The organism is Parapedobacter koreensis, assembly GCF_900109365.1.
GTDB lineage: Bacteria > Bacteroidota > Bacteroidia > Sphingobacteriales > Sphingobacteriaceae > Parapedobacter > Parapedobacter koreensis.
On the sequence record NZ_FNZR01000011.1, the window covers coordinates 56921 to 71163 of the forward strand.

Here is a 14243-nt window from a genome sequence, read left to right on the forward strand (position 1 = left end):
TCACGCGATAGTGGCCTCTATTAGTCCCCTACCTCCACCAAAAATACTAATTTTTTATTGATCTACGACTTCCAGTGTTTCAAAATGGCGATTGACTAATTGTTCTACTTCATTTGAAAACATTAGCAAGCGATCGCGTAAGATATATAAGGCAAATCCATTTGCATCAAAGTTCGAATTATACCTAAACTCACTTAGTGCTTTCGAAAGTTCCACGACCATTTCCCGTTCTTCCGGTATCTCCAGACAAAAGTGTTCTCTAGCGAGCGGAGTGATGGACTCTGTCAATTGAATGAGGTACATCAGGTTAAGTATGTTGTCCGGCCTATACCCCCAAATCGCGTGCAACATTCCCAAGCAGAGTTGTTCCATGGCTTGCGACATGACTACCGAACAGCTTTCATCGTATCTGCTACCGATTTGATCTTGGACCATCCCCATCAGTCCCTCCGCACTCCAGAAATACCGATTCCACTGCCAGCGCCGTTTCTCCAAGTCAACCGGTTCGGGTATATTCGTTACAATCAACTGTCCCTCTTCCCCGCACCACCTCTCCGTTGCTTTCGCCAGAAAATGAAAAAACTGGTGCCCTTCCTCCAGCTTCCTATTGAATGTCTCCAATTTGAAATACAGCGCAACGATCTCCAACTCGTCCCCCAGCACCTCATTTAGTTGATGTTGCTTCTGCAATGGCTGATCCAATTTTTCCGCTGTCAGGATAGCCAGGTAATACCGATGGTGGTTTGTTTCTCTTTTGTCCAGCGTCACGAGGTTCACCGACCGTTCTTCCCGCGATTGCTGCGCAAAACAAAACACATGGGTGGGTGAAAAATATTGACGGGTGACCGACAGGATACGTTCGCGGTGGTCATCGGTACTGGGTATGTTGCTGTCCGCTGGTTCGTTGTCTACCGTTGGCCTGTCATCCACATCTTCGGCCTGTTCAATTTCCTTTATGGTTTCTTGCTCCGAGTTTTCCGACAGCTCGACAACTTGTCCTTCTTCGACTTGCCGTCTCTGAATTTCGTCAAGCAGATCGCGATTGAACGCCGTCAGGTACGCAAGCAGTTCTTTCCCCTTTTTAGCAGCTATGGTCAAATCTTCTTTCGACATGGAGAAATCATGGTCGTACCGCGCCGAACTATAGGATTCGTCTAATTTGCCCAGCACGCTCAACTCATGTTGCTTTTCGAAAAGCGCTCCCAATTCCGGACAAAAAGGCGCAATGTATTCCAGGTGGTTGCGCAGGGAATGGCTGATTTTCTCCTTGCCCATCACCAGGTTTTCAGCAGCACGGTAACCTTGCTCAATTACTTGGTGGAGCATAAAGGCCGCTTGACCATAATTCGCTTTATTCAGGTAAAACGCATAACCCTCCGCAAACGCGTCGATCTTGGATACCTCTTTGTCAAAGTGCTCTTTAGCCTGTCCGCACCACACAGCATAATCCACTTCGGGCAACTGAACCCGTAGGCTTACCTCAGGATGTTCAAAAACCAGCTTATCGGGTTGGCAGATCAGCGTAGCGCGCATGTTACCTTGTTTGATTTTACGGTTCACCTCGTCCGGGAAAGTCACGTGACACCGATATTCCGGCTTTTCGGACACGGCCAGGTTGCAGAGTGCCCGCGCAGCTACAATCCCTTGACCTACGGCGTTTCGCAATAAAACGTACAGTTGATTGATCCGTTTCCCGTGGACCGTAAACGGGTGCAGGTATATCTGATCAACCAACAGGTTTTCGGTGATGCGCTGAATGATTAATTGCAGCGCGGGATCTGAATGAGATGTAGTGTTCATTGGTTCTCGGTTAGTTGGTTTGTTCTTCGGTTCCTTCATCCAATAGCAACTCGCCTGTTGCCTCCGGCTCATCTTCCGACGCCGCGGATTCATCGGTACCTTCGTCATCCCTGTCCTCGTCCTTGGCCTTTGCGTCAGCTGAATAAGCGGTCAAATAAGAAGGCATTTCTACCGAAAGCCCGCCGTTATCGCAAATATGGTAAAGCGCCTGCGCAAGCCGGAGCAACAGCTCCCGGATGGCTACAATCCTGTCGCCAAACCGTTCATCACCCAAGCCCGTTTGGTCTGCCAAATATATCATCATATCGTCTAGGGTTTCGTACCACCCAGGCAGTGATTGATAGGAAAAGAACTTACTCAATGTATCGGCGGGATCCACTTTCCCATCAAAAGTGACATCACCGTCGAGTACGAAAGCCCAATAATCCTTCTTGGTCTTAAAAAATTCCAGTGGCTTGGCCTGTTTCTTGAAGTGACATTGCTTGTAAATAACATAGGCCACCTCCACCTGTTCAATAAGCTGCCTGCAATGGAACCCGCCTTCAGACAGCGTCGTACAGGCCATATCCGAACATACAGCATGGTTTACGACGAGGTTGATGTCACGAAGCCAATAAGTTATCCTCGTCTGACCACGAAAAAAATCATCCAAATAAATCATCGGATCCCGGATGATTTCCTTAGTCACATACCGGAAATTTTCGGCTTTTAGTTTCTTTTGTTTAATTTTCATCCCTGTAAGTTTTAAGAAAGATAGTTCAGATATAATTATTTTCAACAATTCAAATATAAGAACTATTTTTCTTCAAAACAAGATATTTTGAAGAAAATTTATACAAATGGATTCAGTATTGAAGCGAATTAAAGAAATAGCCAGCCAAGAAGGCATCAGCGTGACTGCCTTAGAGGCTTCAATAGGAGCGAGTAAGGGCGTTTTTTCAAGGGCATTGGCCAACGGAACCGATATCCAAAGCAAGTGGCTGGTTAAGTTGGCAGAAAATTATCCCCAGTATTCACCCGAATGGCTGCTGACAGGCAAAGGCGAAATAAAAAAAGCCGATATACTCAGGGAATTAGAAGAAAAATATGCCGCCGAGCATCCAGCCAACCTGACCAATGAACTGATTCAAACGTTAAAAAAAGTCATTTCTTCCCAAGAAACGACCATTCATTCCCAGGGCGTAACCATTGCTGCACTGCAAAAGCGGATTACCGAATTGGAAAATGAGAAATAAACATTAACTTTGGATCATTAATCGGTTTTAAGCCAATAACTCCATACTATTCTTTCGTACTGCTGCCGCACCAAACGGGGGATTGCGCTATACCTTCTTCGGAATGAGTCCATAATGAGTCCATAGTGAGTCCACGATGAGTCCAATTTTTCCTGCAAAAACATGGACTCACCCTGGACTCAAGCTGCATACACTGTAGGTTCATGGCGAAGAAGGCACAGACTTGGTATAAACCAGGGGTTAATCAATCAGCAACCTGCCACATAGAAGATAAAAAGATTTTGGAAAGGTTAGCGCTAAGATACAAAAAACGTTGAACATCCAAAATAATTGCTTTGTTTACAACCGAATTTTGAGCACTTCCTTCAACACGCCCACACTTTCCTCCAATGCATCTTTCGTGGAAGACGCAAATCCAAGCCTAATGGCATGCGCATCGTAGGTAGGATAGCGGTGCGCTGCCCCGTCCGAAAGGTATAATCCCTTTTTGCGGGTTTCAGCGGCAAGCCGGGCAAGGTCAAGACCCCGGTCAAAATGCGTCCACACCGTCAGCCCGCCCTCAGGGATGTCGAATTGCACACCACTCCCCAACTCCTCCGCCAGTAAACCGCAGAAATAGTCCCTCCGTTCCCGGTATACCGCCACGGCTTTCCGCAGGCTACGCTGAATGGTGCCGTCGTCCAACAGCTCGGCCATGGCACGCTCCAAAATATGGTCGCCTTGCCGGTCCAATAAGATCCTCACCGATGCGAGATGTGCAATGGCGTTTTCCGACGCCACTAGATACCCGAGACGAAAAGCAGGAGAAAACGTTTTGCTGAACGAACCACAATAAATGACCATGCCGCCATCGTCCGCACTGGCCAATGGCAACAGCGGCTTGTGTTTATAATGAAAGTCGTAATCATAGTCATCCTCGAAAATGATAAATCCATATTTCCCCGCCAACCGGAGCAACTCCAGTCGCCGATCCATTGGGAGGGATACCGTCGTCGGATAGTGGTGATGCGGCGTTACGTACACAAGACGCACCTTCGTAGTCCGGCAAAGCCGCTCCAAGACATCCACCTGTATTCCATCCCGGTCTATGGGCACACCCAATAATTGTGCTCCCGCATGCTGGAAATTGGCTTCTGCCCGCCGCCATCCAGGCACGCCTGTGACGACAATGTCTCCGCGTTGAATAAGCCCGTTGCAAACCAGGTTGATACCCATGACCGTGCCCCGTACGGAAAGCACATTCCGCACCGTGATATTCAGTCCACGTGTCAGGTTGAGGTAGCGCGTCAACGAGTCAAGGAAGCGTTCGGATCCCTTGGCATGGCCGTAGCTACCGAATCGTCCATACAAATCGCCCCGATCCAGCTGTGCCCGATAAGCGCGATACAACTCCTTCAAGGGCGCCAGCGACGGATCGGGAAAGCCATCGTCCAGGTGCAACCGCGTCGTCACAGGGTCTACTCCATGCCGCAGGTAGGCGGTATCCTGGATTTCAAAGCCTGCCTGATGCTTGCCGCCTTCCGTCACCCCTTCCCTGCTTAATCGTTGCGCCCGCAGTTCAGGAAGGTTCGACCCGACGAACGTACCTCGGCCAACACGGCCTTCCAGCCACCCTTGCATTTCCAATTCCTGAAACGCCTTGGTAATGGTCAGGCGATTCAGCCTGAGTATACCAGCCAAATCCCTCGAACTGGGCAGCCTCCCTCCTGGCGGTATCCGGCCCCGTTTAATGAGATCAATGATAGCTTCCGCTAACTGCAAATACACCGCTTTCCCCGACTGCGGCTGGAGCACGATGTCCGAAAACAACGCACGTAAAATTGGACTATCCATTTTATTGATATTGGATGATAAAGATAATCCAATTGGGCGATAGTTTTGCATTGGAACGAAATGCTGAAACCATGTATGTACCCAGAAGTTTTCAATTCGACGGGCAAGCGGAAAAGGTTGCCTTCATGCGGCGCTACCCGTTTGCGACCATTATTACCGCCGCCGACGGCATCCCTATGGCCACCCACCTGCCTTTCGTGCTGGCCGAAAACGGCGTTACGATCACGTTGAGTTCGCATTTCGCAGCAGCCAACAGCCAAGCGATGCACATTGAGGGAAATACGTCACTCATCATTTTCAGCGAGCCGCATGCTTACATCTCGCCCAGCCATTACGACAAACGGGAAAGTGTGCCCACCTGGGATTACATCGCCGTCCATGCCTACGGCACGTGCCGCATGGCAGACGGTGTCGACGCCAAGTTGGCGCTACTGGAAAAAATGATAGCGGTCTACGAGCCGGAATACCGAAACCAATGGGATGCGCTTCCGCTTCAATTTAAAACGGGTATGCTGCATGGCATTGTGGCGTTTACCTTGGAAGTAACCGACCTACAGGGACAGCAGAAGCTCAGCCAGAACAAAACAGCCGCCGAGCGCACGCGCATTGTCCAACAGTTGGAGGCAAGTCCAAGTGGTATTGAGCGAGACCTCGCCACATACATCAAAAAGTCATTGGCATGAATCAACATCCTATACAAATGATCCCATTTCCGATACCTCCCCAACTGGAAAACGACCAAGCCCTCCTGCTGCCGTTACTGAAGACGGATTTCGAAGCGCTGTATGCTTTGGCATCAGATCCGGCCATATGGGCGCAGCATCCCCAACCGGATCGTTGGAAACCGGATGTTTTCCGGGCATTTTTCGAAGGTGCCATTCAAAGCGGAAGTGCTTATAAAATTTTCGACAAAGCTACCGATAAACTGGCAGGCACAACACGGTTCTATGACTACAACCCTGCAACCGACAGCATCGCTATCGGCTACACGTTCCTGGCGGTTCGGCATTGGGGAACGGGACTGAACAGATCCGTGAAACAGTTGCTGCTGGACTATGCCTTTCGATGGGTATCCAACGTGATTTTCCACGTGGGTGCCACCAACTACCGATCGCAGCAAGCGGTGATGAAATTGGGTGCCCAAAAGGCGGGCGAAATGGACATGGCCGCCCCAGGTGCGCCGTCCAAACCTTATTTCGTTTATGCACTTCATCGGTAGAAGCGTATATTTGCGCCATGGCCATCTTTCCCACCCGCTATTCGCTGCTTTCCGCGACGGCACTCAATGATTACTTACGGCAACGCTATACACTCCGTGGCACTACCTGCCGCTTGTTGATCCACAACGTCAGCGACACCTACTTGCTCGAAAGCCCTGATGTAAGGTACATCTTCAAAATTTACCGCGATGCACATCGGAAATTGGAAGAGATAAACGGCGAAGTCGAATTGCTCAACACGCTGTATACTGGCGGTGCCTCGGTAATCCGTCCGATGCCGGATAAAGAAGGTGGCTATTCACAGGCATTCCAGGCAGCGGAAGGCATCCGGTACGGAGTGCTTTTTACGTACGCCGAAGGGCAGGTTTGCCCAACGATGAGTGATGCACAACTGCTGGCCGTAGGGCAGGGTATGGCGCGTATCCATAACATCACAGCCGGATTGCAACTAAGCTACTATCGCCAGCCGCTGGATATGGACGCGCTTGTGGATATTCCATTGCGCATCATACAACCGGCATTTGATGATGGGCTGGAAGCCGAATACCAATACGTGCACGATACGGCTACCCGCGTGAAGCAACAATTGCTGGCTTTCGACTTGTCCGAATTCAGCCACGGATATTGCCACTACGATTTCCTGCCTAAGAACTTCCATTTTGATACAAGTGGTCAAATTACCTTCTTTGACTTCGACTTTGCCGGAGCCGGGTACCTCGCCAATGATCTGGCTTCATTCTACGTCCATTTTTTTATGGATGTGCTCCACAACAACATGAGCCAACAGGAAGCTGACCGCCAATTTGCGGTATTCATACAGGGCTATCGCGAACTCCGGTCGCTAAGCGAAGCTGAATTGGCTTCCATCCCCTATTGGGGATACCTCTTTTGGCTGTTTTATTTCCGCTTCCATTATGAGAACTTTGAGGACTGGTCCAACTTTTTCTTTCACCCCAGGTTCATCAAAGCCCGGGTGGGCTGGATGAAAACGTGGGAGGAATGGTACCTTTAGGATTACTGATCCGATTCGGAAACCTCATATATCAGTTCTTTATAACCGATTTCACCGTCGGTTGATACGGCTTCCACAACAATGACCGTTTCACCTGTGGCATCTGAATGGTAATACGACGTCATGGCTTCTCCATTATCGTCCGTAACCAACTCGGGCGCCCAATGAATCAGCGTCCGCAAATCCGGTCTCGCCAGATCCGCTTCGGTGGGCGACTCATAATGCGGCGCATAAAACTCGATGACAGGCGAATACACCGGTACGGTGGCCTGCAACAGGCCAGTAGGCTTATGCACGGCAAACAAGCCCTTTCCTGCATGTGTATAAATGGCAATGATGCTTCCCACGGCTGGTACATCAAGTGGGGGTACTTCCGGATAAACCTCCCGATACAACGAACTGAAATTTTTGGCAAATCGGATGAGTTCTACACTTTTGACTTCACTTGGCGGAATATTGGGGATAATATTGTAGCTGTAACCCATTACCGGGACACCATCTATGACGACAAGTGTACTTTCTCCACCGATGATGCTTGCCTGGAGGTAACCACCATTACCTCCTACCCTATCGATGCGCAAATCGTCGGGAAAATTAAACAACAATACGCTGTACAACCCATAAGACCACTTTTCCTCTTTTTCCTGAATGGCCTCACCGGGGATTACGACATCCGACTCGCCATATCGATCGAACATCTTTTGCTGCTGCGGGCTAAGCGCCCGGCGTTCCACCAATACTTCATCCAACAGGATCTCGCCGGCTGACAGCCGATACGAATATTCGCGCTGTGCGCGCTCCTGCCTTGTCTGTACCAAATTGGAAACCACGCTGTCTACCAATTCAACAGACTGGCCCTGATCATAGGCAATCGCCGGTGGCTTCCTTTCGTCCAGCGATAGGGTGTAGTTCCGGTTTTTCCCGGATTTATTTGCACTTTGGATCAGCACATCCAATGAATCAACGTATGCATCTGCCAATTCAAAATAAAAATGCCCAAGACTATCTGTATTTTGCGTAGTTATGGACTGAGCCTCTCCGAATGTCATTAACGTAAGTCCTACCCCCTCTTGTGTCTTTCTGGAAAAAACGCCCCCCACCGTCCCACTGACATATGGCCGTGGCTCGTTTGGGTAAAGAAAGGTGTCTTGTGGCGGTGTAGTATAATTATACCATCGCCATCCTTGGGTAAGCATAAGCGCGTCCAGATCTTCAAATGGCGGGCGAGGCTCCTGCTGAAAATAGTAGCCGGGATCCTCGATATTACCACGGAGCTCCGATGACAACAGTAATTGGGTGAGCAAGTTTTTCCGTGTTGTCCGCGCTCTTCCAACATGATCTCTATTCATCACCAAAACGGAAATCTTTGCATCGACGGCCTCTCCTCCACTGCCGAGCACTCGTACGGAAACGTTCATTTTATCCCGTTTTCGGTGGTCGGTCTTATCCGTTGACACATCGATGTGCAGCCTTGTATCCGGCCGTTGGTTAAAAAAAAGCCTTTCAGCCAACGGCCGCATGTGCCTATCCAGCAGCGTGAATGAAAGGATGCCTTCGGGAAGTTCCGTAGCTGGAAGCGATGTGGTTATCCGGTGATTCTTCAACGACGCCCTGATGAAGTAATACAGTACACCACGGCAACTTACTTGGACAAATAAACTATCGGTCTCCCGGCGATTGGAATAAACGGCCACCCGGATGTCTTCCGCTGCTCTCGTAACAGCGAGGACACGGCCTTCACCGACGACTTCAGGAAGTGGATAACGATGGGAAACATCCTTGGTGGATGAGGGATCCAATACCGCATAATACGACAATCCGCTGTCAGCCGTCAGCGTGAAGCTGCCCATCCCCAAATGATTGCTTTTGAATGGCGTAAGGGTATTTCCGTGGCTATCCATCACAACGCCAGATACCATTACCCCCCTGCCAAGGCTATTGAGCGCCTTGAAACCGACCTTGCTGGCAATACCATCCACGAGCAGCCCGCTTTCGGCGAAAAATTGCAAATCCAGCATACGGTCTCGCAAGGCTATCGTCTTGGTATAGCGGGTTCCATGTTGTGTCTCCATATTCAAGGTAGCAATCTTTGCACCATTGGGTATGGGATAATCAAGCGGGTAATATCCATTGCGTGCACCCTTTAGGGAAAGCGTGTCTTTTTTGCCATCTACAGTCAAATAGACCGTAAGCTGCTTTTCGTGCTCTTCATCTATCAGCTTGGGGTTTAATTGAGCTTGTAACCAATACGATCCGGGTTCCCGCTCATTCAAGTATAACGACGTCATGGGATTGCGGCCGATCTCCCTTGACGCGGGAAACACGTCTACATAGGTCTGGAAGATAAAATCTGCACCAAAGTTCTTGTTCCATTCCGTATAAGCCCGTAGCAAATACTTACCTTGTACGTATGCTTCTTCCAGCTCAAAACCTCCTGATCCAACACCATCGGTCAATTTGATACGCTTACGATCCACAACCTGCTCATTCGGTCCTATAAGCTCTACATGGAGGACGCCGCTCACCGTGCTGGGGCGGTGGCTTGCAGACTCCACAACCACCGCCTTAAACCAGATGGTCTGGTCATTGGTATATACATCGGCATCCAGCTGCAGGTAGATCTTTTCAGCAAAAGCCGAGTACGCCACGAAACGCTCAGCTTGTGCATAAACGGAAGCCGTGCATAGCAAAAAAGCGATACCGGCAAGGGCAGCAAGGCTCTTGTTGCACCGAACGGTGTCACCTATGCTGTACATCCGTGTCATTTCCATGCCACATCTACTCCAATCACCTCAAAGACATTTCGCCCTCGTTCCCGTAGTGGTCTCCTGCTGCGCTGATAGAAAGACACCCCCCCGATTTGCCCTTCCAAAATGATAGAACCTTGTTGAATGGCCATGGGTAATGGTGTTATTGGTTTATGCAAAGTTATGGAAAATACAGTGAGGATACAACGATAACCCATGAATGAATTATACATTCGCCGATAAACTCACCACCACCTTGAACTATGCCCATGTCAGCGATGTGCAGAGTGGTATATTCAGGACACAACCCGGTAGTCCCGTCCTCGAAGAGGGGTTTGCTAATGTGGCTACAAAGAACAGCTACGGGATTTCCGTGGATTATACCGAAGAAATCACGCCGTGGTACAGCCTTTCTATGGCTATAACCGCAAACTATCATCATTTCAGCGGTACATTAGCCGATGAATCGATTGACGTGGGCAGAGCTTCGTGGTTGGGGCAGCTCGCCAATCAGTTTAGCTTTGGCAAATCGTGGAATGCCGAAGTGCTGGCGAACTACCAGTCCACGATGCAGGAGGATGCCATATCGATATTGCACCAAATGGGACAGGTCAATGGGACTATAGGCAAGCAAATCCTGAATAACAACGGAAGCTTAAGGCTCTTGCTGATAGACCCCTTCAACATCGGCCGGTATGTGTACGATTCCCGGCTTGGCAATTTGACTTCGGACTTCAAACTGCGCTGGGACAACCGCATGGTTGGGCTTTCGTTCTCCTATCGCTTCGGAAGCGGCAAAGGCGCGCAGGCACGTGACCAAACATCCAGCATGGAAGAAGAATCCAGTCGGCTTTGACGGACATTCGTCTGCGGCTTTTTTTATTTTTCTCTTGACAATAAAAAAAATTGATGTACATTTGGCTCGTCAAACAAAAAAGATGTTAACACGGAATAACGCATATTGGTTTTTTGGTTTCTTTTACTTTAGCAGTGAGAGCCGGGATTGATATGCATTGATAACGTAAAGATATAAATGTAGAAAGTCCCGGCAAGAAAGCCGGGACTTTTTTATTGTCCATTTACATGATTTATGAATATAAAAGTAGCGATACAAGGTATTAAAGGTTCATTTCACGAAGAAGCAGCCTATAAATATTTCGGCGACCAAATTGAAACGGTGGAATGTGAGTCGTTCAAAAAAATGTGCGAGCTGTTGAAGCAAGGCAAAGTAGATTACATCGTGATGGCCATCGAAAATTCCATCGCCGGAAGCTTGCTTCCTAATTACAACCTGCTCCGTGACTACCGGTTTCCCATCGTAGGTGAAGTATACTTGCATATCAAGCTGCACCTGATGGCCCTGCCCGATGTAACACTCCAAGACATTAAATTTGTGGAATCCCACCCGATTGCTTTGCAGCAATGCAACGATTACCTTGAAGAGAATCCGCAGTTTAAGGTGACGGAAGCGGAAGATACGGCCGCGAGTGCCAGGAAAGTGAGCGAATTGCAACTTAAGGATACCGCAGCTATCGCTCCCCAGCTGGCAGCAAAATTATACGGCCTTGAAATCGTGGAACGCCGCATCGAAACCAACAAGAAAAACTATACCCGCTTCCTTATCCTGACCAGCAAGCCCGAAGAACGGGGCAAAGTGAATAAGGCTTCGCTATCGTTCCAAACCGGCAATGGCGTAGGCTCATTGTCTACGGTACTGCAATGCTTCGCCGAGCAAAATATCAACCTCAGCAAGATTCAGTCCATGCCTGTACTGGGCAAGCGCAATGAATACGACTTTTATGTCGATGTGGAATGGAAGGATCAGGCAGACTATGATGCAGCCATCCGAAGGGTGCTCAAGCATACCAGCAACTTCAACATCATGGGAGAATATATGAAGAACGAAAAGGTTTGAAGCCCGAAAGCAGAAAGTCTCAATACACACTATACGCAATACTCAATAACTCAAAAAATGAAACAGACATTAGACATCGTACCCTTGAAATCATGGTTTGACACCGGTGATGCGCCATTGGTCATTGCCGGGCCATGCAGCGCGGAAACCGAGGAACAGCTCGTCGCTACAGCACATTTGCTTGCCAATACCGGCAAAGTGAACGCATTACGTGCAGGCATCTGGAAGCCCCGCACGCGCCCGGGTGAATTTGAAGGCATCGGCAGTATCGGCTTACAATGGTACCGCCGGGCGAAAGAAGAAACCGGATTGCCCATCGCTACCGAAGTGGCCACAGCTAAACACGTGGAAGAAGCATTAGCGGCTGGCGTAGACATCCTGTGGATAGGTGCCCGTTCTACAGCTAATCCGTTTACCGTACAGGAAATCGCCGATGCCCTGAATGGCGTCGATGTCCCCGTATTGGTCAAAAATCCCGTTAACCCCGATCTGTCGCTCTGGCTTGGTGCCCTGGAACGCGTAAACCGGGCAGGTATCAAAAAACTGGCCGCCATCCACCGGGGCTTCTCGTCATACGAAAAAACGGCTTTCCGCAACGAACCGATGTGGGACATCGCTATTCAATTGAAGACCCTCGTTCCGGATCTGCCGGTCATCAACGACCCCAGCCACATTTGCGGCAACAGGGAATTGATTCCTTACATCGCCCAAAAGGCATTCGACATGGATATGCAAGGCCTTATCGTAGAATCGCATATCGACCCATCCGTAGCGTGGACCGATGCCAAACAACAGGTCACTCCTCAAGCACTGGTGGATATCCTGGCCAACCTAACGTTCCGTCATGCCAAATCAGATGACCCGGTTTTTGAAGATAAATTGGCGCAATTACGTAAAGACATCGACAAACTGGACGACCAAATCATCAAAATCCTGAGCGATAGGATGAAAATCGTTGAGCGAATTGGCGAATACAAGCGCGATAACAATGTGACGATCTTGCAGGTAAGCCGCTGGGATGAAATCATCCAAAAACGGAGCAATGTGGCCCAGGCACTCAAACTTGATAAAGATTTCACAGTAAGGCTGCTGGAATTGATTCACAATGAATCCATCCGCAAACAAAATGAGATCATGAATACCAAACCGGTAGCGGAGGCATAATGGGAATCCGCGCGTTGAAACTTTCGCACCCGGCGAAATCGTTGAATGGAACCGTACGCCTTACGGGTTCCAAAAGCGAAAGTAACCGGGCGTTGATTATCCAGGCCCTGAGCGGTGGTAAAGTTCGCATTGAAAACTTATCGTCTGCCGCAGACACTGTTACCCTGCAACATGCCTTGGACACTGTTGTGGCTGGTCGGCTTGCCGATGGCGAGGCGCAGCAGACGGTCGTTGATATTGGCCCGGCAGGTACAGCCATGCGGTTTCTGACTGCCTACCTGTCCATTACCGAAGGCCACTACCTGCTTACCGGGAGCGAACGGATGAAACAACGCCCTATCGGCATATTGGTAGATGCACTAAACGTACTCGGTGCCGATGTCCAATATGCGGAGGCAACGGGCTATCCCCCGCTTGCTATCCAGGGCGGATTCAAGCAGCAAACTGCCCATATACGGGTAAAAGGTGATGTCAGCAGCCAGTATTTATCAGCACTCCTGCTCATCGCCGCTACCCTGCCCCAAGGCATAAACTTGCAAATTGAAGGCGAGCTGACTTCACGGCCGTACCTCACCATGACATTGGATATGCTGGCCGAGGCGGGGATTCGGCACCAATGGGAGGCCGATACCATCTCCATTCATCCCCAGGTGGCATCGCCCTGCCAATTGATCATCGAGCCGGACTGGAGCGCAGCTTCTTATTGGTACGCCATGGCGGCATTGGCCGAAGAGGCAAACCTGTTTTTGCCCAACCTGAAAAGCAGCAGCTTACAGGGAGATGCTGCCATCGTAGACATCATGGCACACTTTGGCGTAGCCTCTTCGTTTGAAGCTGGCGGGCTACGCATCCAAAAAACCACCACACATTCCGAAAAGGAGCTGTTTGACTTTAAAGAATGCCCGGATTTGGCGCAAACGGTGATTGTTTGCGCTGCGGCACTACGACGTGATTGCGCTTTTACCGGACTCCATACCCTCAAAATCAAGGAAACTGACCGCATCGCGGCCTTGCAAAATGAACTGGGAAAATTCGGAGTTAAACTGGTGGAAGACGGGGCGATATATCACCTGCAAACCAAAGGGCTGTGCAATCCCGAACAACTTGCATTTGACACGTACGAAGATCACCGCATGGCCATGGCTTTCGCACCCCTTGCACTGATATTCAATCAAGTGCAAATTAATGAGCCTAATGTGGTAGAAAAATCCTATCCCGATTTCTGGAAACATTTGAAAGAACAGGGATTTGTTATATCTTAGCCCGATTGTTAAAAGTCAGGAGTCTAATGTCTGTTGTCTAACATCTAATATCTAA

The 14243-nt window shown here is 49.4% G+C and carries 13 protein-coding genes; 8 read left to right on the forward strand and 5 right to left on the reverse strand.

Translation table 11 applies throughout. From position 1 onward, the window contains the following. Positions 1–54: 54 nt before the first annotated feature. Positions 55–1800: a HEPN domain-containing protein gene (locus tag BMW65_RS20960; RefSeq protein ID WP_177181246.1), complete on the reverse strand. Its 1746-nt coding sequence runs from the start codon at positions 1798–1800 to the stop codon at positions 55–57. Positions 1801–1810: 10 nt separating this feature from the next. Then, positions 1811–2533, reverse strand: coding sequence for a hypothetical protein (locus tag BMW65_RS20965; protein ID WP_090608604.1), 723 nt, complete (start codon positions 2531–2533; stop codon positions 1811–1813). Between the two features lie 106 nt (positions 2534–2639). On the opposite strand from BMW65_RS20965, the gene BMW65_RS20970 reads away from it, so the two are divergent. Next, positions 2640–3035: a hypothetical protein gene (locus tag BMW65_RS20970; RefSeq protein ID WP_090608606.1), complete on the forward strand. Its 396-nt coding sequence runs from the start codon at positions 2640–2642 to the stop codon at positions 3033–3035. A gap of 339 nt (positions 3036–3374) precedes the next feature. On the opposite strand, the gene BMW65_RS20975 is transcribed toward BMW65_RS20970, so the two are convergent. Next, the gene (locus tag BMW65_RS20975) at positions 3375–4868 is read right to left on the reverse strand and encodes an aminotransferase-like domain-containing protein (protein ID WP_090608608.1); all 1494 of its coding nucleotides are present in this window, start codon (positions 4866–4868) and stop codon (positions 3375–3377) included. A 14-nt stretch (positions 4869–4882) separates the two neighbouring features. On the opposite strand from BMW65_RS20975, the gene BMW65_RS20980 reads away from it, so the two are divergent. The 3 genes from BMW65_RS20980 to BMW65_RS20990 are packed head-to-tail and all read left to right on the forward strand — an operon-like array spanning position 4883 to position 7100. Continuing rightward, a complete protein-coding gene (locus tag BMW65_RS20980; protein WP_218145486.1) occupies positions 4883–5551 on the forward strand; it encodes an FMN-binding negative transcriptional regulator in 669 nt (222 codons plus the stop codon). Next, positions 5548–6087: a GNAT family N-acetyltransferase gene (locus tag BMW65_RS20985; RefSeq protein ID WP_245747712.1), complete on the forward strand. Its 540-nt coding sequence runs from the start codon at positions 5548–5550 to the stop codon at positions 6085–6087. The genes BMW65_RS20980 and BMW65_RS20985 overlap by 4 nt, the downstream gene beginning before the upstream one ends. A gap of 17 nt (positions 6088–6104) precedes the next feature. Beyond that, positions 6105–7100 (forward strand): phosphotransferase enzyme family protein, encoded by a 996-nt coding sequence (locus BMW65_RS20990; RefSeq protein ID WP_090608610.1) that lies wholly within the window; start codon positions 6105–6107, stop codon positions 7098–7100. 2 nt (positions 7101–7102) lie between these two features. On the opposite strand, the gene BMW65_RS20995 is transcribed toward BMW65_RS20990, so the two are convergent. After that, a complete protein-coding gene (locus BMW65_RS20995; protein ID WP_143053960.1) occupies positions 7103–9871 on the reverse strand; it encodes a Plug domain-containing protein in 2769 nt (922 codons plus the stop codon). Beyond that, a complete protein-coding gene (locus tag BMW65_RS24320; RefSeq protein ID WP_177181247.1) occupies positions 9862–9999 on the reverse strand; it encodes a hypothetical protein in 138 nt (45 codons plus the stop codon). Before BMW65_RS24320 ends, BMW65_RS20995 begins: the two co-directional genes overlap by 10 nt. Positions 10000–10067: 68 nt before the next feature. On the opposite strand from BMW65_RS24320, the gene BMW65_RS21000 reads away from it, so the two are divergent. The 4 genes from BMW65_RS21000 (at position 10068) to aroA (ending at position 14188) form a co-directional block, all read left to right on the forward strand. Then, positions 10068–10703 (forward strand): outer membrane beta-barrel protein, encoded by a 636-nt coding sequence (locus tag BMW65_RS21000; protein ID WP_090608614.1) that lies wholly within the window; start codon positions 10068–10070, stop codon positions 10701–10703. Between the two features lie 234 nt (positions 10704–10937). Continuing rightward, on the forward strand, positions 10938–11762 hold the full coding sequence (locus BMW65_RS21005; RefSeq protein ID WP_090608616.1) for a prephenate dehydratase: 825 nt from the start codon (positions 10938–10940) through the stop codon (positions 11760–11762). Between the two features lie 57 nt (positions 11763–11819). Further along, the gene (locus BMW65_RS21010; RefSeq protein ID WP_090608618.1) at positions 11820–12926 is read left to right on the forward strand and encodes a chorismate mutase; all 1107 of its coding nucleotides are present in this window, start codon (positions 11820–11822) and stop codon (positions 12924–12926) included. Next, positions 12926–14188, forward strand: a complete 1263-nt coding sequence (aroA, locus tag BMW65_RS21015) for a 3-phosphoshikimate 1-carboxyvinyltransferase (protein WP_090608620.1) — start codon at positions 12926–12928, stop codon at positions 14186–14188. Before BMW65_RS21010 ends, aroA begins: the two co-directional genes overlap by 1 nt. Positions 14189–14243: the final 55 nt, after the last annotated feature.

Excerpts from the sequence above, each read along its gene's own strand:
- BMW65_RS20960 (WP_177181246.1), bottom strand. The coding sequence starts at position 1,800 with ATGAACACTACATCTCATTCAGATCCCGCGCTGCAATTAATCATTCAG.
- BMW65_RS20965 (WP_090608604.1), bottom strand. The coding sequence starts at position 2,533 with ATGAAAATTAAACAAAAGAAACTAAAAGCCGAAAATTTCCGGTATGTG.
- BMW65_RS20970 (WP_090608606.1), top strand. The coding sequence starts at position 2,640 with ATGGATTCAGTATTGAAGCGAATTAAAGAAATAGCCAGCCAAGAAGGC.
- BMW65_RS20975 (WP_090608608.1), bottom strand. The coding sequence starts at position 4,868 with ATGGATAGTCCAATTTTACGTGCGTTGTTTTCGGACATCGTGCTCCAG.
- BMW65_RS20980 (WP_218145486.1), top strand. The coding sequence starts at position 4,883 with ATGATAAAGATAATCCAATTGGGCGATAGTTTTGCATTGGAACGAAAT.
- BMW65_RS20985 (WP_245747712.1), top strand. The coding sequence starts at position 5,548 with ATGAATCAACATCCTATACAAATGATCCCATTTCCGATACCTCCCCAA.
- BMW65_RS20990 (WP_090608610.1), top strand. The coding sequence starts at position 6,105 with ATGGCCATCTTTCCCACCCGCTATTCGCTGCTTTCCGCGACGGCACTC.
- BMW65_RS20995 (WP_143053960.1), bottom strand. The coding sequence starts at position 9,871 with ATGGAAATGACACGGATGTACAGCATAGGTGACACCGTTCGGTGCAAC.
- BMW65_RS24320 (WP_177181247.1), bottom strand. The coding sequence starts at position 9,999 with ATGGCCATTCAACAAGGTTCTATCATTTTGGAAGGGCAAATCGGGGGG.
- BMW65_RS21000 (WP_090608614.1), top strand. The coding sequence starts at position 10,068 with ATGAATTATACATTCGCCGATAAACTCACCACCACCTTGAACTATGCC.
- BMW65_RS21005 (WP_090608616.1), top strand. The coding sequence starts at position 10,938 with ATGAATATAAAAGTAGCGATACAAGGTATTAAAGGTTCATTTCACGAA.
- BMW65_RS21010 (WP_090608618.1), top strand. The coding sequence starts at position 11,820 with ATGAAACAGACATTAGACATCGTACCCTTGAAATCATGGTTTGACACC.
- aroA (WP_090608620.1), top strand. The coding sequence starts at position 12,926 with ATGGGAATCCGCGCGTTGAAACTTTCGCACCCGGCGAAATCGTTGAAT.